The 21,262-nt window shown below is 65.3% G+C and carries 22 protein-coding genes and 1 tRNA gene; 16 read left to right on the forward strand and 7 right to left on the reverse strand.

The annotated features are described in order from the left end of the window. Positions 1-59: 59 nt before the first annotated feature. The 10 genes from cyoA to SCLO_RS04805 all read left to right on the forward strand — a co-directional run bounded on the left by cyoA (position 60) and on the right by SCLO_RS04805 (position 9,808). Positions 60-1,199, forward strand: coding sequence for a ubiquinol oxidase subunit II (cyoA, locus tag SCLO_RS04760; protein WP_066514163.1), 1,140 nt, complete (start codon positions 60-62; stop codon positions 1,197-1,199). 70 nt (positions 1,200-1,269) lie between these two features. Continuing rightward, a complete protein-coding gene (cyoB, locus tag SCLO_RS04765) occupies positions 1,270-3,288 on the forward strand; it encodes a cytochrome o ubiquinol oxidase subunit I (RefSeq protein WP_066514164.1) in 2,019 nt (672 codons plus the stop codon). Between the two features lie 120 nt (positions 3,289-3,408). Then, positions 3,409-3,951, forward strand: coding sequence for a cytochrome o ubiquinol oxidase subunit III (gene cyoC, locus SCLO_RS04770; RefSeq protein WP_231923402.1), 543 nt, complete (start codon positions 3,409-3,411; stop codon positions 3,949-3,951). Then, entirely contained in the window at positions 3,948-4,340 is a 393-nt protein-coding gene (gene cyoD / locus SCLO_RS04775) for a cytochrome o ubiquinol oxidase subunit IV (RefSeq protein WP_066514168.1), read from the forward strand. Before cyoC ends, cyoD begins: the two co-directional genes overlap by 4 nt. Continuing rightward, complete coding sequence (locus SCLO_RS04780) at positions 4,337-5,047, forward strand: SURF1 family protein (protein ID WP_066514172.1); 711 nt, start codon at positions 4,337-4,339, stop codon at positions 5,045-5,047. The genes cyoD and SCLO_RS04780 overlap by 4 nt, the downstream gene beginning before the upstream one ends. After that, positions 5,044-6,366, forward strand: a complete 1,323-nt coding sequence (locus SCLO_RS04785; protein WP_066514304.1) for an ATP-binding protein — start codon at positions 5,044-5,046, stop codon at positions 6,364-6,366. The genes SCLO_RS04780 and SCLO_RS04785 overlap by 4 nt, the downstream gene beginning before the upstream one ends. Further along, positions 6,356-6,889 carry a response regulator transcription factor gene (locus SCLO_RS04790; protein WP_066514174.1) on the forward strand — a complete coding sequence of 178 codons (534 nt, stop codon included), beginning with the start codon at positions 6,356-6,358 and terminating at the stop codon, positions 6,887-6,889. The genes SCLO_RS04785 and SCLO_RS04790 overlap by 11 nt, the downstream gene beginning before the upstream one ends. Positions 6,890-6,923: 34 nt before the next feature. Next, positions 6,924-6,997, forward strand: a tRNA-Gly gene (locus SCLO_RS04795). A 269-nt stretch (positions 6,998-7,266) separates the two neighbouring features. Then, the gene (locus SCLO_RS04800; RefSeq protein WP_255210211.1) at positions 7,267-8,832 is read left to right on the forward strand and encodes a PAS domain-containing sensor histidine kinase; all 1,566 of its coding nucleotides are present in this window, start codon (positions 7,267-7,269) and stop codon (positions 8,830-8,832) included. 97 nt (positions 8,833-8,929) lie between these two features. After that, the gene (locus tag SCLO_RS04805) at positions 8,930-9,808 is read left to right on the forward strand and encodes an alpha/beta fold hydrolase (RefSeq protein WP_066514176.1); all 879 of its coding nucleotides are present in this window, start codon (positions 8,930-8,932) and stop codon (positions 9,806-9,808) included. Here SCLO_RS04805 and SCLO_RS04810 read toward each other — a convergent pair. Continuing rightward, the gene (locus SCLO_RS04810; RefSeq protein WP_066514180.1) at positions 9,803-10,735 is read right to left on the reverse strand and encodes an NAD(P)H-dependent flavin oxidoreductase; all 933 of its coding nucleotides are present in this window, start codon (positions 10,733-10,735) and stop codon (positions 9,803-9,805) included. The genes SCLO_RS04805 and SCLO_RS04810 overlap by 6 nt on opposite strands. 135 nt (positions 10,736-10,870) lie before the next feature. Here SCLO_RS04810 and SCLO_RS04815 point away from each other — a divergent pair, with 135 nt between their 5' ends. Further along, the gene (locus SCLO_RS04815; RefSeq protein ID WP_066514181.1) at positions 10,871-11,929 is read left to right on the forward strand and encodes a hypothetical protein; all 1,059 of its coding nucleotides are present in this window, start codon (positions 10,871-10,873) and stop codon (positions 11,927-11,929) included. 4 nt (positions 11,930-11,933) lie between these two features. Here SCLO_RS04815 and SCLO_RS04820 read toward each other — a convergent pair whose 3' ends face one another. Together SCLO_RS04820 and epsC are read right to left on the reverse strand one after the other, a co-directional pair. After that, a complete protein-coding gene (locus tag SCLO_RS04820; RefSeq protein ID WP_066514184.1) occupies positions 11,934-12,275 on the reverse strand; it encodes a DUF2794 domain-containing protein in 342 nt (113 codons plus the stop codon). Continuing rightward, positions 12,275-12,997 carry a serine O-acetyltransferase EpsC gene (epsC, locus tag SCLO_RS04825; RefSeq protein WP_066514313.1) on the reverse strand — a complete coding sequence of 241 codons (723 nt, stop codon included), beginning with the start codon at positions 12,995-12,997 and terminating at the stop codon, positions 12,275-12,277. The genes SCLO_RS04820 and epsC overlap by 1 nt, the downstream gene beginning before the upstream one ends. Positions 12,998-13,168: 171 nt before the next feature. On the opposite strand from epsC, the gene SCLO_RS04830 reads away from it, so the two are divergent. Together SCLO_RS04830 and SCLO_RS04835 are read left to right on the forward strand one after the other, a co-directional pair. Beyond that, complete coding sequence (locus tag SCLO_RS04830; RefSeq protein WP_066514189.1) at positions 13,169-13,942, forward strand: sulfite exporter TauE/SafE family protein; 774 nt, start codon at positions 13,169-13,171, stop codon at positions 13,940-13,942. 41 nt (positions 13,943-13,983) lie between these two features. Continuing rightward, a complete protein-coding gene (locus SCLO_RS04835; RefSeq protein WP_066514191.1) occupies positions 13,984-14,901 on the forward strand; it encodes a hydrogen peroxide-inducible genes activator in 918 nt (305 codons plus the stop codon). Between the two features lies 1 nt (position 14,902). On the opposite strand, the gene SCLO_RS04840 is transcribed toward SCLO_RS04835, so the two are convergent. From SCLO_RS04840 to pgsA, 3 genes are read right to left on the reverse strand one after another with little or no spacing between them, the layout of a single operon-like run. Further along, positions 14,903-15,346 carry a molybdenum cofactor biosynthesis protein MoaE gene (locus SCLO_RS04840; protein WP_066514193.1) on the reverse strand — a complete coding sequence of 148 codons (444 nt, stop codon included), beginning with the start codon at positions 15,344-15,346 and terminating at the stop codon, positions 14,903-14,905. Continuing rightward, positions 15,343-15,603, reverse strand: coding sequence for a MoaD/ThiS family protein (locus SCLO_RS04845; RefSeq protein ID WP_066514195.1), 261 nt, complete (start codon positions 15,601-15,603; stop codon positions 15,343-15,345). Before SCLO_RS04845 ends, SCLO_RS04840 begins: the two co-directional genes overlap by 4 nt. Positions 15,604-15,606: 3 nt before the next feature. Beyond that, positions 15,607-16,170: a CDP-diacylglycerol--glycerol-3-phosphate 3-phosphatidyltransferase gene (gene pgsA / locus SCLO_RS04850; protein ID WP_066514316.1), complete on the reverse strand. Its 564-nt coding sequence runs from the start codon at positions 16,168-16,170 to the stop codon at positions 15,607-15,609. A 129-nt stretch (positions 16,171-16,299) separates the two neighbouring features. On the opposite strand from pgsA, the gene SCLO_RS04855 reads away from it, so the two are divergent. Next, positions 16,300-17,610, forward strand: coding sequence for an MFS transporter (locus SCLO_RS04855; protein ID WP_066514197.1), 1,311 nt, complete (start codon positions 16,300-16,302; stop codon positions 17,608-17,610). A 4-nt stretch (positions 17,611-17,614) separates the two neighbouring features. On the opposite strand, the gene SCLO_RS04860 is transcribed toward SCLO_RS04855, so the two are convergent. Beyond that, positions 17,615-17,815: a hypothetical protein gene (locus SCLO_RS04860; protein ID WP_066514200.1), complete on the reverse strand. Its 201-nt coding sequence runs from the start codon at positions 17,813-17,815 to the stop codon at positions 17,615-17,617. Between the two features lie 120 nt (positions 17,816-17,935). Between SCLO_RS04860 and SCLO_RS04865 the strand changes: the two genes are divergently transcribed. Then, complete coding sequence (locus SCLO_RS04865) at positions 17,936-19,999, forward strand: transglycosylase domain-containing protein (protein ID WP_066514201.1); 2,064 nt, start codon at positions 17,936-17,938, stop codon at positions 19,997-19,999. Between the two features lie 85 nt (positions 20,000-20,084). Then, on the forward strand, positions 20,085-21,257 hold the full coding sequence (purT, locus tag SCLO_RS04870) for a formate-dependent phosphoribosylglycinamide formyltransferase (protein WP_066514318.1): 1,173 nt from the start codon (positions 20,085-20,087) through the stop codon (positions 21,255-21,257). The last annotated feature ends 5 nt before the right edge of the window (positions 21,258-21,262 follow it).

Below are 21,262 nucleotides of genomic sequence, written 5' to 3' on the forward strand. Positions count from 1 at the left end.
GAGGGGATAGGACAAAAGGTCCAATGTCGATCCGTAGATGCCCTGACTATGCGAGGAGCATGACCGTTCGCCGAATCATCGACCGTTCCGCATTTTTGCGCCGCTTCAGCCCTGCCCTGCTGCTGCCGCTGGGCGGATGCGATTGGATATTGATGAACCCGGCGGGTGATGTTGCGTTGCAGCAACGCGACCTGATCCTGATCTCCACGGCGCTGATGCTGCTCATCATCCTGCCGGTGATGGCGATGACGGTGTGGTTCGCGTGGCGTTATCGGGAAAAGGCGCAGGCGGAGGATTACGATCCCGATTGGGACCATTCGACGACGCTGGAACTGCTGATCTGGTCCGCCCCGCTGCTCATCATCATCGCGCTGGGGGCGATCACCTGGACCAGCACGCATTTGCTGGACCCCTATCGCCCCATCGAGCGGATCGACCATCAGCGCAAGGTGGACCCCGCCGCCCCGCGCCTGAAGGTCGAAGTGGTGGCGATGGACTGGAAATGGCTGTTCATCTACCCCGACCTCGGCATCGCGACGGTGAATGAGCTGGCCGCGCCGGTCGACCAGCCGATCGAGTTCAGGATAACATCGTCCAGCATCATGAACAGCTTCTTCGTGCCCGCGCTGGCGGGGCAGATCTACGCCATGCCGGGGATGCAGACGGTGCTGCACGCGGTCGCCAACAGGCCGGGGAATTTCGAGGGCTTTTCCGCCAATTATTCGGGCGCGGGCTTTTCCAACATGCGCTTCCGATTCCATGCGATGGACCAGGCCGGGTTCGATCGGTGGGTCGCGAAGGTCAGGGCGAGCGGCGCGGGGCTGGACCGGGCGGCCTATGTGAAGCTGGAACAGCCGAGCGAGAAGGTGCCGCCGATGCATTTCGGCAGGGTCGATCCGGCGATGTTCCACGCCGCGCTCAACATGTGCGCGCAGCCGGGCAAGCGGTGCATGGACGCGGTGATGATGACCGACGCCAGGGGCGGCGCGGGCAAGGAATCGGCGCGCGATACGGAAGGGCTGCGGCATGACGGCACCATCGACGTGGGCGGCTTCCACCCCCTGCCGCCGGGCAAGCGCGGCGAGATCGCCCAGCCCGCCGGGATGACCCCTGCGGCCGAACGCACGCCCGCCGAACAGGGTCATCAGGCTCCGGGGCAGAAGGATGCCGACGGGCATGGAGGGCATCATGGCATGTGATGTTCCACCCTCCCCGCCGCGAGCGGCCATTCCATCCTTTCCCCTTTCCTTTCGCCTGAAGGCCTGAACCATGTCCCCCCATCCCGCAGCGGAAAATAGCGGCATCTGGAAACTGATCTTCGGGCGGCTCGACTGGAGCGCCATCCCGATCCACGAGCCGATCCTGATCGGCACCTTCATCGCGGTCGCCATCGGCGGCGGCGCGGTGCTGGGCCTCGTCACCAGATACCGCCTCTGGGGCATGTTGTGGCGCGACTGGTTCACCACGGTCGACCACAAGCGCATCGGCATCATGTACATGATCCTGGGCCTCGTCATGTTCGTGCGCGGGTTCGCCGACGCGATCATGATGCGGTTGCAGCAGGCGATGGCGTTCAACGGGTCCGAAGGCTATCTGAACGCGCATCATTACGACCAGATCTTCACGGCGCACGGCGTCATCATGATCTTCTTCGTCGCGATGCCGATGATTACCGGGATCATGAACTATATGGTGCCGCTCCAGATCGGGGCGCGGGACGTGAGCTTTCCCTTCCTCAACAATTTCAGCTTCTGGATGACCACGGCGGGGGCCGTCATCGTCATGATGTCGCTGTTCGTGGGTGAGTTCGCGCGGACGGGATGGCTCGCCTATCCGCCGTTGTCGGGCATCGCCTACAGTCCCGGCGTAGGGGTCGATTATTATATCTGGGGACTACAGGTCGCGGGCATCGGGACGCTGCTGTCCGGCGTCAACCTGATCGCGACCATCGTCAAGATGCGCGCGCCGGGCATGACGATGATGAAGCTGCCCATCTTCGTGTGGACTTCGCTGCTCGCCAACGTGCTGATCGTCGCGGCCTTCCCGGTGCTGACCGCCGTTCTGGCGCTGCTCAGCCTCGACCGCTATGTCGGGACGGCGTTCTTCACGAACGACTTCGGCGGCAATCCGATGATGTATGTGAACCTCATCTGGATATGGGGCCATCCGGAGGTCTATATCCTGATCCTGCCGCTGTTCGGCGTGTTCTCCGAGGTCACCTCCACCTTCTCGAACAAGCGGCTCTTCGGCTATTCGTCGATGGTCTATGCGACGGTGGTGATCGCGATCCTGAGCTACCTCGTCTGGCTGCACCATTTCTTCACCATGGGATCGGGGGCGAGCGTCAACAGCTTCTTCGGCATCACGACGATGGTGATTTCGATCCCGACCGGCGCGAAGCTCTTCAACTGGCTGTTCACCATGTATCGCGGGCGCATCCGCTTCGAACTGCCGATGATGTGGACCATCGCCTTCATGCTGACCTTCGTGGTCGGGGGCATGACCGGCGTGCTGCTGGCGGTGCCGCCCGCCGACTTCGTGCTGCACAACTCGCTGTTCCTGATCGCGCATTTCCATAACGTCATCATCGGCGGCGTGCTGTTCGGCCTGTTCGCGGCGATCAACTATTGGTGGCCCAAGGCGTTCGGCTTCAGGCTGGACCGCAAATGGGGCGTGCGCAGCTTCTGGCTGTGGGTCGTGGGCTTCTGGTTCGCGTTCATGCCGCTCTATATCCTGGGCCTGATGGGCGTGACGCGGCGGATGCGGGTGTTTGATGACCCCAGCCTGCAAATCTGGTTCGAGATCGCGGCGCTGGGCGCGGTCATGATCGCGGCGGGCATCGCGTGCATGTTCATCCAGTTCGGGGTCAGCATCAAGAATCGCGAGAAGCTGCGCGACACGACCGGCGATCCGTGGAACGGCCGGACGCTGGAATGGTCGACCAGTTCGCCGCCGCCGGACTATAATTTCGCCTTCACGCCGGTCATCCACGACGGCGACGCCTGGGCCGACATGAAGAAGCGCGGATACCGGCGCCCGACCAGCGGGTTCGAGCCGATCCATATGCCGGGCAACACCGGCGCGGGCATCATCCTTGCGGGGCTGTCGGTCGCCTTTTCCGTCGGCATGATCTGGTACATGTGGTGGCTCGCGGGGCTGAGCTTCGTTGGCATCCTGGCGGTCGCGATCGGCCACACCTTCAACTACAAGCGCGACTTCCATATCCCGAGGGACGTGGTCGAGCGCACCGAGGGCGAGCGCACCCGTCAGCTCGCGATGCAGGGCTAAAGGCAGATGGCAAGCACACCTACCCCAAATTCCCTTGGCGATCCCGCCTTCCTCGACAAGGACGGCAAGCCGATCTTCCATCTGGAACAGGAACCGCACCATCCCGAAGGCTCCAGCACCATGCTGGGCTTCTGGATGTACCTGATGAGCGACTGCCTCATCTTCGCCTGCCTGTTCGCGACCTATGCGGTGCTGGACGGCAACTACGCCGCCGGGCCGGGGCCGAAAGACCTGTTCGACCTGCCGCTGGTGGCGCTGAACACGGCGATGCTGCTGTTCTCCTCCATCACATACGGCTTTGCGATGCTGTCGATGGAGAAGAACCGGATCGGCGCGACGCAAGGCTGGCTGGCGGTCACCGGCCTTTTCGGCCTCGCCTTCCTCGGCATCGAGCTGTACGAGTTCGCGCACCTCATCCATGAGGGCGCGACGCCGATGCGGTCGGGTTTCCTCTCCGCCTTCTTCGCGCTGGTCGGCACCCACGGGCTGCACGTCACCTTCGGCATCGTCTGGCTGGTGACGCTGATGGCGCAGGTCGCGCAAAAGGGGCTGATCCCCGCCAACCAGCGGCGGTTGATGTGCCTTTCGATGTTCTGGCACTTCCTCGACGTCATCTGGATCGGCGTCTTCACCTTCGTTTACCTGATGGGGATGCTGCGATGAGCGCGCACGAGAATCACGACGCCCATGGCCATCATGGGGGCGGCCAGGCGCACGGCACGTTCGGCAGCTACATGATCGGCTTCGGCCTGTCGGTGATCCTGACGGCCGTCCCCTTCTGGCTGGTGATGACAGGCACTTTCGCCGATCCGAAGACGACCGCTTTCGTCATCATGGCCTTTGCGGCGGTGCAGATCGTCGTGCACATGGTCTTCTTCCTGCACATGAACACGCGGTCGGAAGGCGGGTGGACGATGATGGCGCTGATCTTCACGCTGGTGCTGGTGGTCATCACCCTGGCCGGATCGATGTGGGTCATGTACCATCTCAACCATAATATGATGCCCCAGATGCAGGGAATGAGCGTCCACGACATGAGCCAGATGCCGTGACGGCAAGGAGGCGGTCGGCGGGGTTCCTGATCGGGCTGACGCTGATCGCGGCTTTGCTGGTGGCGGGATTCGGCGCGCTGGGCGCGTGGCAGGTAAAGCGGCTGGCGTGGAAGCGCGACCTGATCGCGCGGGTGGAGGCGCGAATCCATGCCGATCCGGTGGCGGCTCCCCGATCGGCGGGCAAGGCGGACGAATATCGGCGACTGCGCGTGACGGGGCGCTTCCTGAACGACGAGGCGACGCTGGTGCAGGCCGCGACGGTGCGCGGGGCGGGCTATTGGGTGATGACGCCGCTCGTGACGGAAGACGGCTTTACCGTGATCGTCAATCGGGGTTTCGTGCCGCCGGAGGCGAAGGCCGCTTATGAGCGGCCGCAGGGGCCGGTGACGCTGACCGGACTGCTGCGGGTGAGCGAGCCGGGCGGCGGGTTCCTGCGCGCCAACGATCCGGCGGCGGACCGCTGGTACTCCCGGGACGTGGCGGCCATGGCGGCCAAGCGCGGGCTGAAGCGGCCGGTCGCCGGCTATTTCATCGATGCGGAGGCTTCCCCTTCCCCCGATATGCCGCCGGTCGGCGGGCTGACCGTCGTCGCCTTTCCCAATCATCATCTTTCCTATGCGCTGACATGGTTCGCGCTGGCGATCATGAGCGCGGGCGCATACATCTTCGTCATGCGTGTGGAGTGGAAAGCGCGCGCGGCGGCATGACGGCTCCGCGCATCATCGCCCGGTGGCTGCCCGGCCACTGGCCCGCCAACGCGGCCGGGCGGCGGAACATGGCGCTGCTGGTGCAATTGCGCTGGATCGCCATCGCCGGGCAGGTCGCGACGATCCTGATCGTGCATTTCGGCATGGGCATCCACCTGCCCATCGCGCCGATGCTGCTGATCGCGGCGCTGGCCTGCGCGATGAACGTCGCGAGCTTCGCGATCCTGCGCCGCCGGACGGACGTGGCGCGGCCGGAACTGTTCCTGGCCCTGCTGTTCGACGTGCTGGCGCTGACGGCGCAGCTTTACCTGAGCGGCGGGGCGACCAATCCCTTCATCGGCCTTTACCTGTTGCAGGTCGCGCTGGCGACGGTGCTGCTCGACCGATGGAGCGTGTGGGGGATCGCGATCCTGTCGATCCTGTGCGCGGCGATGCTGTCGATATTCCATCATCCGCTGGCGCTATCGGGCGCGCTGGAGGGGCATCTGTTCGACCTGCATATCATCGGCACGTGGATCAGCTTCGCCATGATCGCGGTGCTGCTGGTGCTGTTCATGTCGCGGGTCACGCACAACCTCCAGTTGCGGGAGAAATATCTGGCCCGGCTGCGGCAACAGGCGGCGGAGGAGGAGCATATCGTCCGCATGGGGCTGCTGGCGTCGGGGGCGGCGCATGAACTGGGCACGCCGCTGTCGCAACTGGCGGTGGTGCTGGGCGACTGGCTCCATATGAAGGAGGTGACGAAACACCCCGCGCTGGTCGAGGAAGTGCGGGAAATGCAGGCGGCGGTCGGACGGTGCAAGGCCATCGTCACAGGCATCCTGCTGTCCTCCGGCGAAGCACGGGGAGAAGCGCCGCGCGTCACCGGCCTGCGCGATTTCGTGGAAGGCATCGCGCAGGATTGGCGGGCAGCATATCCGGGCACGGAACTGCTGAGCGATTTCGGGCCGCACGATTATCCCCGCATCGTCGCCGATCCGGTGATCCGGCAGGCCATCGGCAACCTGCTCGACAATGCGCGCGAAGCGGGCGCGAGCCGGATCGACATGCTGGTCGGGCGGGACAGCCATTCGCTGAACATCGCCGTGCGGGACAATGGGCCGGGTTTCAGCGAGGATATGCTGGCCGATTTCGGCAAGCCCTACCGATCCAGCAAGGGCCGGCAGGGCGGCGGACTGGGACTGTTCCTCGTCGTCAATGTCGTGCGCAAGCTGGGCGGCCGCGTGAGCGCGAGCAACGGCGCGGAGGGCGGCGCGCTGGTCCTGCTGCGCCTGCCGCTCGCCACGCTGGCCATGGAGGAGATCGAGGATGCCCAATGACCGCCTGCTGATGATCGTGGAGGATGACGAAGCCTTCGCCCGCACGCTCAAGCGATCGTTCGAGCGGCGCGGCTATGACGTGCTGCTGGCGGACAGCCAGGAGGCGCTGGAGAAGCTGCTGGAGACGCATGACCCGGGCTATGCGGTGGTGGACCTGAAGCTGGGCGCGCAGTCGGGGCTGCCCTGCGTCCAGAGGCTGCATGCCCACGATCCGGCGATGCTGATCGTCGTGCTGACGGGCTTTGCGAGCATCGCGACGGCGGTGGAAGCGATCAAGCTGGGCGCGACCAACTATCTGGCGAAACCCTCCAACACCGACGACATAGAAGCCGCCTTCGCGCGGTCGGGCGGCGATCCCGCCGCGCCGCTCGGCCCGCGCCCGACATCGATCAAGACGCTGGAATGGGAACATATCCATGAAGTGTTGAAGGACAGCGATTTCAACATTTCCGAAGCGGCGCGGAGGCTGGGCATGCACCGCCGCACATTGGCCCGGAAACTGGCGAAACGGCAGGTCGGTTGACGCGCCTTTCCGGTCATGCCATGGGCAGGGCGCCGCGGGTGTAGCTCAATGGTAGAGCTCTTGCTTCCCAAGCAAGTGACGGGGGTTCGATTCCCCTCACCCGCTCCAGCCTGCCCGGCCCCTTTCCCTTCGCCAGGATCCCGTGACGGCGCCGTCTTGCGGTAAAAACCTGCCGTGCCCGTCGCCCGGCCCGGAACCAGCCGGACAGCGAAGACATGGCGTTTCCTTTTCATGGCCGGTCATGGAATATTCTGATAATCCATGATCGAAAACTGCGGAATCGCAAATCCCATAAGGGAGGAACCCCTGCCCCCGACGGTGCGTTTGCTTTCTGGCAAAAGATGATGACAAGGACCTCCGCTCCCGTGAAAAAGGCAATGCCTGACCAGCTGGGAAATCGGTTCGAACTGCTGGTGCAGAGCGTCACGGACTATGCGATCTACATGCTGGACCCCAACGGCACGGTAGCCAGCTGGAATGCCGGGGCCGAGCGGCTGAAGGGGTATAGTGAGAAGGAGATTGTCGGCCAGAGTTTTTCCCGCTTCTATTCGGAGGAGGACAGGCTGGCGGGGATTCCGTCGCGGGCGCTGGACATCACGGCGCGTGAAGGGCGTTTCGAGGCCGAAGGGTGGAGAATCCGCAAGGATGGCTCGCGCTTCTGGGCCAGCGTCGTCATCGACGCCATCCGCAGCCCGCAGGGCGACCTGCTGGGCTTTGCCAAGGTCACGCGCGACCTGACCGAAAGGCGTGAGGCGCAGCGGGCTCTGGAAGACGCGCGCGAGGCCATTTTCCAGACGCAGAAGATGGAAGCCATCGGCAAGCTGACGGGCGGCGTGGCGCATGATTTCAACAATCTGCTGGCCGTCATCGTCGGCAGCCTGGACCTTGCCCGGCAGCGGATGACGACCGGGGCCGATGTGTCGCGCTATATCGACAATGCCATGGCAGCGGCGGAGCGCGGCGCGACGCTGACCCAGCGGATGCTGGCCTTCGCGCGCAAGCAGGAACTGAAATTACAGAGCGTCGATTGCATCGCGCTGGTGCGCAACATGGCCGAATTGCTGAAGGCGACGCTGGGCACCGGGATCGTGATCGAATCCCGCTTTCCCCTCGCCATGGCGCCCGCCCATGCCGATCCGGCCCAACTCGAACTGGCGCTGCTGAACCTGGCGGTCAATGCCCGCGACGCGATGCGCGGCGTCGGGCGGCTGATCCTGGAAGGGGTGGAAGTCGCGACCCCCTCCATCCCGCGCGGCGACTTACAGGACGGCCCCTATATCCGCCTGTCGGTGATCGACGAAGGCGAAGGCATGGACGAAGCGACGCTGGCGCGCGCGACCGAGCCTTTCTTCACGACCAAGGGCGTGGGGAAAGGGACCGGGCTGGGGCTGTCGATGGTCCACGGCTTTGCGGAACAGTGCGGCGGGGCCATGACCATATCGAGCGAGACGGGCAAGGGCACGACGGTCTCGCTGTGGCTGCCGGTGGCCTCGCTCCAGATTCAAAATGCGGAGGAAGCCGCGGCGGAAGCGATGGAGGAAGCCGGCGAGCCGCTGGTGATCCTGGCCGTCGACGACGACGATCTGGTGCTGACCAATACCGCCGGGATGCTGGAGGATCTGGGGCATACCGTGTTTCAGGCCGGCAGCGCGGCCGATGCTTTGCGGATATTGGAGCAGGGGACGGTCGACCTGGTCATCACCGACCATGCCATGCCCGGCATGACCGGCGCGCAACTGGCCGATGTGATCGAGGAGAAGCTGCCGGGCCTGCCCGTCATCATCATCACCGGCTTTGCGGAATTGCCGCCCCATGCGACCAGCAGGCCAAGGCTGGACAAGCCCTTCAAGCAAGGCGCGCTGGCAAGGATAGTGGGGACGATAAGCCGCAGGCCCGCTGCCGATCCTTCCGGCCCCGCCCAGGGGGATTTGGGGCAGCGATAGGTTCCGGCCGCCGCTTTTTCGCGCCGCCGCTCTTGCCAGCGGCCTGCGACATGGCGAAGGAAGGGAAAGCTTCCCTTCCACCAGCCCGCAGGATCGCATGGAAACCCCCGCAGCGCCGACCCCGACTTCGCATTTCTTCACATCGCTGCGGACCCGCCTCCATTATCTGGACTGGGGCAATCCTTCCGCCCCGCCCCTGATCCTGGTGCATGGCGGGTTCGACCATGCGCGAAGCTGGGACTGGACCGCGCGGGCGCTGGGCGGCGACTATCACGTCATGGCCGTGGACCTGCGCGGGCATGGCGACAGCGGCTGGTCTTCGGACGGCGGCTATATGATGAGCAGCTTCGTCTACGATCTGGCGCAGATGATCGACATGATCGGAAGCGGGAAAGTGACGATCGTGGCCCATTCGCTGGGCGCGGCGATCAGCCTGCGCTATGCGGGCCTTTGCCCCGAACGGGTGGAGAGGCTGGTCGCGATAGAGGGTCTGGGCCTTTCCCCCGCGCGCCTCCAGGAAAAGGCGGAAATGCCCGTCGTCGAGCAATGGCGCGAATGGATCGACCTGCGCCGGGCGACATTGCGCAAGCCGATACGCAAGCTGGCGTCCATCGAAGCGGCCGTCGAGCGGATGCGCGCGCGCAACGATCATCTGTCCGTGGAGCAGGCGCTGCACCTCACCATCCACGGCACCAACCGGAACGAGGACGGCAGCTATGGCTGGAAGTTCGACCCCTGCCTGCGCGACTGGTCGCCGGGCACGGGGATCGAGCAGGAACTGCCCGCCTTCTGGGGCCGGATCACCTGCCCCGTCCTGCTGTGCCTCGGCCTCGACAGCTGGGCGTCAAATCCGGTCAAGGATGGCCGGATCGCCCATTTCCGGGACGCGCGGCTGGCGGAGTTCGCCGATGCGGGCCATTGGCTGCATCATGACCAGTTCGACCGCTTCATCGCCGAACTGCGCGCTTTCCTATGAACGGAAGGCGGCAACGGCGTCGCGATATTCGGCCTTGAGCTGATCGATGAAGGCGCCCGCGGGCTGAACCTTGCGGATCGCGCCGATGCCCTGCCCCGCGCCCCAGATGTCGCGCCACGCCTTCGCCCCGTCGCCTGCCGCGCTGGCGAAATCCATCGCGGCGGCGTTCGGCAGATTGTCCGGGTCCATGCCCGCCGCGACGATGCTGGGCTTCAGATAATTGCCCAGCACGCCGCTGAAGACGTCGGAATAGAGGATGTCGTTCGCGCTGCTGTCCACGATCATCTGCTTGTAGGCGGGCGCGGCATCGGCCTCCTCGGTCGCGATGAACGGGGAGCCCATATAGGCGAGATCGGCGCCCATCATCCGCGCCGCGGCGATGGACCGGCCGGTCGCGATCGCCCCCGACAGCACCAGCGGCCCGTCGAACCATGCGCGGATTTCCTCCACCAGCGCGAAGGGCGACAGGGTGCCCGCATGGCCCCCCGCCCCCGCCGCCACGGCGATCAGGCCGTCCGCGCCCTTTTCGACCGCCTTGCGCGCGAACATATCGTTGATGACGTCATGCAGGACGATACCGCCATAGCTGTGGATCGCCCGGTTCACATCCTCCCGCGCGCCGAGCGAGGTGATGACGATCGGCACCTTATATTTGACGCACAAGGCCAGATCCTCCTCCAGCCGCGCATTGGTGCGGTGGACGATGAGGTTGACGGCGAAGGGCGCGTCCTTTTCCGCCAGCGCCTCTTCGATCTGTTGCAGCCAGCTTTCGAAGGTGCCCGAAGGCCGGGCGTTGAGCGAAGGAAAGGAACCCACGATGCCCGCGCGGCATTGGGCGATCACAAGCGACGGCCGCGACACCAGGAACATCGGCGATCCGATCAGCGGCAGGGACAAGCGGCCTTCAAGCAACGCTGGCAGGGTCATGGCGGTCTACTCCCTCACTATGTCGCGGTGGCGCTATCATTGCAAAGGGGTGGGAAAAAGGAGAAAATCCGCTGTGTTGCCAAATAATATAGCGATGCTAGACCGGGCGGGATCAGACATTATCAGGGGCTGGCCGTGTATAGCGAGAGCGATCTTCAGGATGCCGTAGCGGCGGGCGCCCTGTCCGCGGAGGCGGCGCAGGCGCTGCGCGATCATGTCGCCCGGATGCGCGCCAGTCCGGTGGTCGATGAAGAGCATTTCCGCCTGCTGACCGGCTTCAACGATATTTTCGTCGCCATCGCCAGCATCATCCTGCTGGTCGCGGTCGGATGGCTGGGCAACAGCCTGCGCCTGGGCGCGGGGGAGCATCATCCCTCCATCGCGTCGGGCCTGCTGGTCGCGGCCGCCAGTTGGGGGCTGGCCGAATATTTCACGCGGCAGCGGCGCATGGCCCTGCCCTCCATCCTGTTGCTGGGCGGATTCGTGGGCGGCGTGGCCTTTGCGCTGGCGGCGCTGGCCGGGCAGATTTTCCCCGATGCCGACGACAGGACCGGCGGGCTGATCGTGTCCGGCATCGCCCTGATGACCGCTGGCGCGGCGTGGGTGCACTGGCGGCGCTTCATGGTGCCCATCACCGTCGCGGCGGGCGCGGCGGCGGGCGCGGGTGTCGTCGCGGGCCTCGTCCTGTCGGTCGCGCCGAAAAGCGAAGGGCTGTGGTTCGTTCTGCTGTTGCTCGCGGGGCTTGCGATCTTCGCGCTGGCGATGCGCTGGGACATGTCGGACCGGGGACGGACGACGCGCCGTGCCGACGTGGCCTTCTGGCTGCACCTGACGGCCGCGCCGATGATCGCCCATTCGCTGTTCCATCTGCTGGGCGTGTTCGACGGCAATGAGATGGGCGTGGGCAAGGCGGTGATGGTGCTCGCGCTTTATTTCGCCTTCGGACTGGTGGCGCTGGCCATCGACCGGCGCGCGTTGCTGGTGTCGAGCCTCGCCTATGTGCTGTTCGCGCTCTATGCGTTGTTCCACAAGGCCGGGGCGGTGGAACTGTCCTCCGCCTTCACTGCATTGGTGATCGGATCGGCGCTGCTGCTGCTCTCCGCGCTGTGGCACCGGGCGCGGGCCTGGGTGGTGGGCGGATTGCCCGACGCGCTGACGGATCGCCTGCCCTATCTGGATCGCGCGGCGGCCTGAGCCGTCAATCGACGATCTTGAGCAGCTTTCTTTCGACGGGGGCGAGGACGGCGTGGAGTTCCTGGCCGCGCTTCAGGACATGCCCCGCTTCGCCGATCAGCGCCCACATGCCTTGCCGATGGCGTAGCGCGGGCCGCTTTTCGATGCGATATTCGGGGCGCTCGGCCGACCGGCGGAAGGCGGAGAAGATCGCCGCGTCGCGCCCCATGTCTATCGCATAATCGCGCCAGTGCCCGGCGGACACCATGCGGCCATATAAATCCATGATCCGCTGCAATTCCAGACGATCGAACCCGGTCTGTCCGGCCTTCTGCCCATGAGCCGGAAAAGGGGTCACATTGGACATCAGGCGCGATCGCGTTCCTTGAACAGGGTGATGTCATCCTTGCCGGCCGGGCCGGAGGACCGTTTCTGCTCCTCGATCAATTCGGCCAGGCGCTTCTGCAATTGCTCCATTTCGCACTGGAGCAGTTCCAGCTTCTGCTTTTCCGGATCGAAGCAGTCGGAACAGGGCGTGCCATAGGGGACGAAATCGCGCTGATAGGCGGTCACGTCGACCAGCATCTGCCGCGCCGGGATGCCGACCATCGTCGCGCTTTCGGGCACATCCTTGGTCACCACGGCGTTGGCGCCGATGCGCGCGCGGGACCCGACGCGGATCGGCCCCAGGACCTGCGCGCCCGAACCGACGATCACGCCGTCCTCCAGCGTCGGATGGCGCTTGCCCGCGATGCCGTTGGCCGGGTCCGTTCCGCCCAGCGTCACATTCTGGTACAGGGTGACGTCATCGCCGATTTCCGCGGTCTCTCCAATGACGGTGAAGCCATGGTCGATAAAGAAGCGTTTGCCGATCTTCGCGCCGGGATGGATGTCGTTCCCCGTCAGGAAGCGAGACAGATGGTTCACCGCCCGCGCCAGGAAATAGAGGCGCACGCGATAGAGGCGATGGGCCACCCGATGGAAGGCCAGCGACCAGACGCCGGGATAGAGCAGGATTTCCGCGCGCGAACGAGGCGCCGGGTCCCGCGACTTCACCGAGTCCAGATAAGCCATGAGGTTACGCAGCATCATTCCATCCCTGAACAGCCCGCGCCGTGCACGGTTCCGCTCTACATAGTCGCATATCCGCAATTTTTCCAGAGAAGCCCTAAAGACAGCTTATCATCGGGGAAAGGAAAGCTGCTTGGCTTTGCGCTCAATTTCTATCATTGAAGTAGACATTCGATTGATAGGCGGTTCATGATCGATTCTCTCATGCATCATTTCGGCGACATCCTCCCCTTCATCCTCGTGGGTTTCGGGGCGCAGATGATCGACGGCGCGCTGGGCATGGCCTATGGCGTCATCTCCAGCACGCTGCTGCTGGCATTGGGCCTGCCGCCGAGCAGGGCCTCGGCCAGCGTCCATGCGGCGGAAACCTTCACCACCGGCGTTTCGGCGATCAGCCATATCGCGCACCGCAACGTCGACTGGCGGCTGTTCGCGCGGCTCATCGTTCCCGGCGTGATCGGCGGCGTGGCGGGGGCCTATCTGCTGTCCAACATCGACGGCGCGATCATCAAGCCCTTCGTGCAGCTTTACCTGACGGGCATCGGCCTCTACCTGATCTGGCGCGGATTCCACTTCCCGCCGCAGGCGCGCGATCCCAAATGGGTCGCGCCGCTGGGCCTTGTCGGCGGCTTCATGGATGCGTCGGGCGGCGGCGGATGGGGGCCGGTGGTCACGTCCAACCTGCTGATCCAGGGGTCCAGCCCGCGCCACACCATCGGCACGGTCAACACGGTGGAGTTCTTCCTGACCCTGTCGATCAGCATCACCTTCCTGCTGCATCTGGGGTGGGAGACGTTCACGACCTACACGGTCGGCCTGCTGATCGGCGGCGTGGTGGCCGCGCCCTTCGGCGCCATGCTGGCCCGCCATGTCGCGCCCCGCTTCCTGTTCGTGGCGGTGGGCATCATCCTGACGCTGACATCGCTGTTCGGGGTGACCAAATGGCTTGGATATATAGGATAGGTCACTTATATTCGGCTTGTTAATCGAAAGAGCCGATCAAGATGTCCAACTACATGCCCACGCTGAAGCAGCTCCAATATCTGGTGGCGCTGAAGGAGCATGAGCATTTCGGCAAGGCGGCCGATAGCTGCTACGTCACCCAGTCCACGCTGTCGGCGGGGATCAGGGAGCTGGAATCGCTGATCGGCGTGACGCTGGTGGAGCGGACCCGGCGCGTGGTGCGCTTCACAGCGCTGGGCGACCGGATCGTGGAAAAGGCGCATCGCGTGCTGCGCGAGGCGGAGGAACTGTCCGCCATCGCCGAAGCGTCCGGCAAGCCGCTGACCGGCGAACTGCGCATGAGCGTCATCCCGACCATCGCGCCGTTCCTGCTGCCGCGCCTGCTGCCGCGCCTGCGCGCGGACCGGCCGGAACTCAAGCTCTACCTGCGCGAGGAAACGACGCAGGCGGCGATCGAATCGCTGCGGCACGGCCAGGTCGATTGCGTGCTGCTCGCCCTGCCCTTTCCGACCGGCGAGGTGGACAGCGAGATCCTGTTCCAGGACCGGCTCTATGTGGCTTTTCCCCATGACGATCCGCGCGATCCGCCCGAATGGATCGGGCCGGACATGATCGACGAGACGAAGCTGCTGCTGCTGGAGGACGGGCATTGCCTGAAGGATCATGCGCTGGCGGCTTGCAACCGGCCGGAACTGCGCGCCAGCGCCACCATGATGGGCACGTCCCTGCATACGCTGGTGCAGATGGTGGACAATGGGCTGGGCATGACGATGCTGCCGGAAATGGCGATCAGCGGAGGGATATTGGAGCATACCCATATCGCCGCGCGGCCCTTGCAGTCGGAGCGGGCCTATCGGGACATCGCGCTGATCTGGCGCAGGAACAGCCCGCGGGAGAAGGAATTCCGCCTGCTCGCGGAGATATTGCGGGATGCGGCGGAAAAGCGGGGCGAGAGCTAGGTCAGCGCGTCCAGCCGCGCGCTTTCGCCTCATCCTCGGCCTGGGCCTCCACCCAGCGGGCCGCGCCGTCGGCGAAATGCTCCTTCTTCCAGAAGGGCGCGTGGGATTTGAGCCAGTCGATCAGGAAGGCGCAGCTTTCCAGCGCCGCCCCCCGATGACGCGAGGCGGTGCCGACGAAGACGATCCGCGCGCCCGGCTCCAGCCGTCCCACGCGGTGAATGACGCTGAGGCCCAATAGCGGCCAGCGGGTCATCGCTTCATCGGCGATCCGTTCGACCTGCGGCAAGGTCATGGCCGGATAATGTTCCAGTTCCAGCGCGGCCAGCCCGCCCTCGTCCCGCACGATGCCGGTGAAGCTCGCCACGCCGCCGCCGCCCAGCGCCTCCAGCGCGGCGAGTTCGGCGGCCGCGTCGAAATCCCCGGTCTGGATGGAAATGCGCCTCATCCGCCCGTCACCGGCGGGAAAAGCGCCAGTTCCCGCGCTTCCCCGATGGGTTCGCCGAGGGTGACGAAATGCCGGTCGAGGGCGGCGCGCAGGCGGGAGAGGTCGCCAAGGGCTTCGGCATAGCCGCCACCGCGTTCGGCAAGGGTTGCGATCAGGTCGGCGATGCTGGTGCCGGGCGCGGGCCGCTCGATACGCTCTTCGTCAAGGCCGATGGCTTCGCGCACCCAGGCGAAATAGACGAGGGTCAACGCCGCCACGGATCAATCCATGTGCCGGATGCCGACGCGCAGATAGTCCCACCCGGTGACGAGCGTCAGCACCGCCGCCGCCCACAGCGTCGCCAGCCCGATCATCTGCACGAAGGGATAATGCGGCACCGCCCCGGCAAGGATCAGCGCGCCCAGCGCGATCAGCTGAAACGTCGTCTTCCATTTGGCGAGGCGGGACACGGGCACCGACACTTGCAACCCGGCGAGGAACTCGCGCAGGCCGGACACCGCGATTTCCCGCAGCAGGATGACCATCGCCGCGACGATATGGATGCCCGCAATGTCCCGCGTGGCCGCGAGCATCAGGATCACCGCCCCCACCATGATCTTGTCCGCGATGGGATCGAGGAAGACGCCGAGCTTCGACACCGTGCCCTGCGCGCGGGCGAGATAGCCGTCGAAATAATCGGTCACGCCCATCAGGCAGTAAAGGGCGAAGGCCAGCGCATAGCCGGTTGTCCAGCGCGCGCCGACCTCAGCGGGCCAGAGCAGCGCGACCAGCAGCGGCACGGTCAATATGCGCGAAAGCGTCAGCAGGTTGGGCAGCGTCAGCATAGCGGCGGACTGCCACAGTCGGGCGGCGGGCACAAGCAGGGCGCATCCGATGCGCGCAACATTGGACAGGACCGCCTCCAGCGGCTAGACCCCCGCCCGGTTCTCCACAGCGAAGAAGACCGTTCCTTCATGCAGGCCTCGCTCAGGCTTCTCAACAAGCGCCGTTTCCTGCCGCTTTTCGTGACCCAGCTCCTCGGCGCGTTCAACGATAACCTGTTCAAGAACGCCATGGTGCTGTTCGTGGTCTATCAGGTTTACAACGACGAAAAGTCCGAAACCTGGTTCAGCGCGCTGGCGACGGGAATCTTCATCCTGCCTTTCTTCCTGCTGTCCGCGCTGTCGGGGCAATTGGCCGACCAGCGCGACAAGGCGACGATCATCCGCATCGTCAAGGCGGCGGAAATCGCGATCATGGGCGTGGGCGCGGCCGGGCTTGCGCTGATCTGGAGCGGAATCGCCGTGCATACGCTGGCGATTCCGCTGCTGTTGGCCGCGCTGTTCGCGATGGGGGTCCATTCGACCTTCTTCGGCCCGATCAAATATGCGATCCTGCCCCAGCATCTGCATGACGAGGAGGTTCTGGGCGGCACGGGCCTCGTCGAGGCGGGCACCTATATCGCGATTCTGGCGGGCACGATCCTGGCTGGCGTCATTCCGGTCGAAGTGGCGGCCATCGGGATCATCCTGACGGCGGTCATCGGCTATCTGGCGGGGCGGGCCGTGCCGCCCGCGCCTTCGCTGCTGGACAAGCAGCCGATCGACTTCCACATCATCCGCTCCTCCATCGCGCTGGTGCGCGGGACGATGCACATCCGCCGCCTGTTCCTGGCGATCATGTCGATCAGCCTGTTCTGGTCGGTCGGGTCCATCCTGTTCATCCAGTTCCCGCCACTGGTGAAGAATGTGCTGACCGCCGACAAGCCGGTCGCCAGCCTGTTCCTCGCCATCTTCTCCATCGGGATCGCCATCGGCTCCATCGCGATCAACCGGCTGCTGCGCGGTCAGGTTTCCGCCCGATTCGCGCCCGCTTCGGTGATCGGCATGGGGCTTTGCATCGTCGCCTTCCATATCGTGTGCGACCTGTGGACGCCGGAGCCGGAGGGGCAATTGCTCTCCCTCTCCGGCTTTCTGGCGCATCCGCTGGCGATTTCGCTGTCGCTCTGCCTGCTGGGCGTGGCGACGTTCGGCGGGATGTTCGTGGTGCCGCTCTACGCTTTCCTGACCACGACCGTCGAAAAATGCGAAGCGGCGCGCACGGTGGCGGCGAACAATATCGTCAATTCCGGGGCGATGGTCGTGGGATCGCTATGCGCCATCGGCCTCAGCATCGCGGGAATGTCGGTCATCAACCAGTTGCTGCTGGTGGCCCTGCTTTCCCTGCCCTGCGCGTGGCTCGCCTGGACGCTGCACAAGGCCTGCGACGGCGTGGAATGCCACTGATCCGTCAGAAGATGAAGCTGTAGAAAGCCGTGAAGAAGGCGCAGAAGCTGAGCGCGAACAATTTCCAGTCGCTGTCGTCGTCCACCGGCTTCTTCGCCCGCGCGGCGGCATTCCCATCGGTCACACGCAGCACATGAGGGGGCAGCATCCGCCGGAAAGGATGGCGGGCGGATTCGGTGGTGAGGACGAGCGGACGATTTCTCATGACCCTTGGTTAACGCATCATTTACCATTTCGGCCATGCCCAATCATGGTTAATGCGATCCTGTCCCGCTGCGGGACATGCTTGACTGTATCACCTTTACAATACAGCATGGCCTGACCGATGATCGAACCCCTGCCGACCGCCGATTCCACCGCCGACGCGCAACGCCCTTTCGGGGCGGGACCGCCCAGCGCCTTCGCCCCGCCGACGCCGTGGAAAAGGCGGTTGCAGATCGCGGGATGGGTCGTCGCGGGGCTGCTGGCGCTGCTGATGATCCTCATCGCATGGCTGGCGGTGACGGCGCCCCTCTCCCGATCGCTGGAGCCGGTCGCCCCGCCCAGCATCAGCCTCATGTCGTCGGACGGCCACCTGATCGCCCGGCGCGGGGCCGTGATCGACAAGCCGGTCGCGATCAAGGATCTGCCGCCCCATGTGCCCCAAGCCTTCATGGCGATCGAGGACCGGCGCTTCTATAGCCATTGGGGCGTCGATCCGCGCGGAATCGCACGGGCGGCCTGGCATAATATGTGGTCGGACCGATCATCGCAGGGCGGCAGCACGATCACGCAGCAGCTGGCCAAGGGCGTGTTCCTGTCCGCCGACCGCACCTTCGGCCGCAAGGCGCGCGAGGCGCTGATCGCCTTCTGGCTGGAAGCATGGCTGACCAAGGACCAGATTTTCGAACGCTATCTGTCGAACGTCTATTTCGGCGACAATGTCTACGGGCTGCGCGCGGCGGCGCTCCATTATTTCAACCGGGAGCCGGAGAAGCTGACCATCCCGCAGGCGGCGATGCTGGCGGGCCTGTTGAAAGCGCCCTCCCGCCTTGCGCCTACCACCAACCTCAAAGGCGCGCGCGCCCGCGCCGATCTGGTGACGCAGGCGATGGTGGAGGCGGGCTATATCAGCAAGGCGCAGCGCGACGCCCTGCCCTCCGCGCGCCTCAACGTGCGGGAAACGGCCGATCCCACCAGCGGCACCTATTTTGCGGATTGGGTGCTGCCCGACGCGCGGGACCGGGCGGGCGCGGTCTATGGCGCGCAGAATGTGACGACGACGCTCGACTGGCGCATCCAGCGGCTCGCCGAAAGCGCCGTGCGCCGCGCGCCTCTGGGCAAGGCGGAGGCGGCGCTGGTGGCGATGAAGCCGGACGGCAGCGTCGTCGCCATGGTCGGCGGGCGGAACTACGGGAAGAGCAGCTTCAACCGCGCGGTCCAGGCGAAGCGCCAGCCCGGATCGACCTTCAAGCTGTTCGTCTATCTGGCGGCGTTCCGCGCCGGAATGACGCCGGACGACATGATCGAGGATGCGCCGATCACCACCGGCACCTATCGCCCGGCCAATCATGGCGGCAAATATCGGGGCCGGATCACGCTGCGGCAGGCTTTCGCGGTTTCCAGCAATGTCGCGGCGGTACGATTGACGCAGAAGGTGGGCGTCGACAATGTCATCGAGGTCGCGCGCGACCTGGGCGTCACCGCGCCGTTGACCGAGGATCTGAGCCTGGCGCTCGGCACATCGGAGATTCCGCTGATCGAACTGGCCGAAGCCTATGCGGCGGTGGCGGCGGGGGCTTATCCCGTGACGGCGCATGGCTTGCCGCCCGAGGAACAGGGCTGGTTCGACCGGCTGATGCGCCGCCAGCATCGTTTCCGCGAGGATCAGCTGGAGATGATCCGCGACCTCCTTTCTTCCGCCGCCAATCGGGGGACGGGCAGCGCGGCGGCGCTGCGGACCAGCACCTTCGGCAAGACCGGGACGACGCAGGACAGCCGCGATGCCATTTTCGTGGGCTATGCGGGCGGGCTGGTGACGGCGGTGTGGATCGGGAATGACGACAACGCCCCCCTGCCCGGCGGCGCGGCGGGCGGCGGCATCCCGGCGCGCATCTGGCGGGACTTCATGGCCCGCGCGATCAACGAGCCGGTGGAGAATGCGCCGGCGGAGCAGAAGGACAGCGATCTGGTCAACGCCATCGCCAATGTGACGGTGGAGACGGGCATCGGCAATATGGGCCTGGATGTCGATCAGGAAGGGATGACGGTGAATATCGGCCCGGCGCAGATCCGCCTTCCCGCCGATCAGGCGCCTGCCGGTCCAGCCCCCTCTCCGGCGCAACCGCAGGCCACGCCCCCGCCGCGCATGGCCCCGACCCAGCCGCCCGGCTCCGATGCGCCGCCCTAAGGATACGCCGCGCGATTGACCTCGCATCGGGCGAAAGGCCATGCGGAGCTTTCCTCACCGGATGATTCGCAAGGACAAGGGACGCATGGCATTCACCGCACATATCCTGTTGCTGGGTTCGGGCGAGCTGGGCCGGGAATTCACCATTTCGGCCAAGCGGCTGGGCTGCCGGGTCATCGCCTGCGACAGCTATGCCGGCGCGCCCGCCATGCAGGTCGCGGACGCCTGCGAAGTCTTCTCCATGCTCGACGGCGATGCGCTGAAGGAAGCGATCCTGCGGCATCGGCCCGATTTCGTCGTCCCGGAGATCGAGGCGATCCGCACCGAAACGCTGGCGGAGGTCGAGGCGCTGGGCATCACGGTGGTCCCTTCCGCCCGCGCCACCATGATGACCATGAATCGCGACGCCATCCGCGAAGTGGCGGCGGACGAATTGGGCCTGCGCACGTCGCGCTATCGCTTTGCCGAAACGCTGGAGGAAGTGCTGGCCGGGGCGGAGCATACCGGCCTGCCCTGCGTCATCAAGCCGGTCATGTCCTCTTCCGGCAAGGGGCAGAGCACGGTGCGGGACGCCGGGGAACTGGAAAAGGCGTGGGACTATGCCGTGGCGAACATGCGCGGCGACCGGCGTCGCGTGATCGTCGAGGAGTTCATCCCCTTCGACTATGAGATCACGCTGCTGACCGTGCGGACACGCGAGGGCGTGCTGTTCTGCCCGCCCATCGGCCACCGGCAGGAGCGCGGCGATTATCAGGAAAGCTGGCAACCGATCGCCATGTCCGCCAAGACGCTGGCCGACGCGCAGGACATGGCGCGCAAGGTGGTCGACAATCTGGGCGGCCATGGCATTTTCGGCGTGGAATTCTTCGTGAAGGGCGAGGACGTCATCTTCTCCGAATTGTCGCCGCGCCCGCACGACACCGGCATGGTGACGCTGATCTCCCAGAATCTGAGCGAGTTCGACCTTCATGCCCGCGCCATATTGGGCCTGCCGATTCCGGAGATCAGGCTTTATGGCCCATCGACGTCGGCGGTCATCCTGGCCGACCGGCAATCGGACCGCTTCCGTTTCGAGGGGCTGGCCGAAGCGTTGGCGACGCCCGGCGCCGAGGTGGACGTACGCCTGTTCTGCAAGCCGACCACGCGGCCCTATCGCCGGATGGGCGTGGCGCTGGCCCGTGCGGGGACGGTGGAGGATGCGCGGAGGATCGCGGCGGAGGCGGCGGCGAAACTCCATATCGTCCATGAGGCGGAATAAGCTCG

Source organism: Sphingobium cloacae (genome assembly GCF_002355855.1).
Lineage (GTDB): Bacteria > Pseudomonadota > Alphaproteobacteria > Sphingomonadales > Sphingomonadaceae > Sphingobium > Sphingobium cloacae.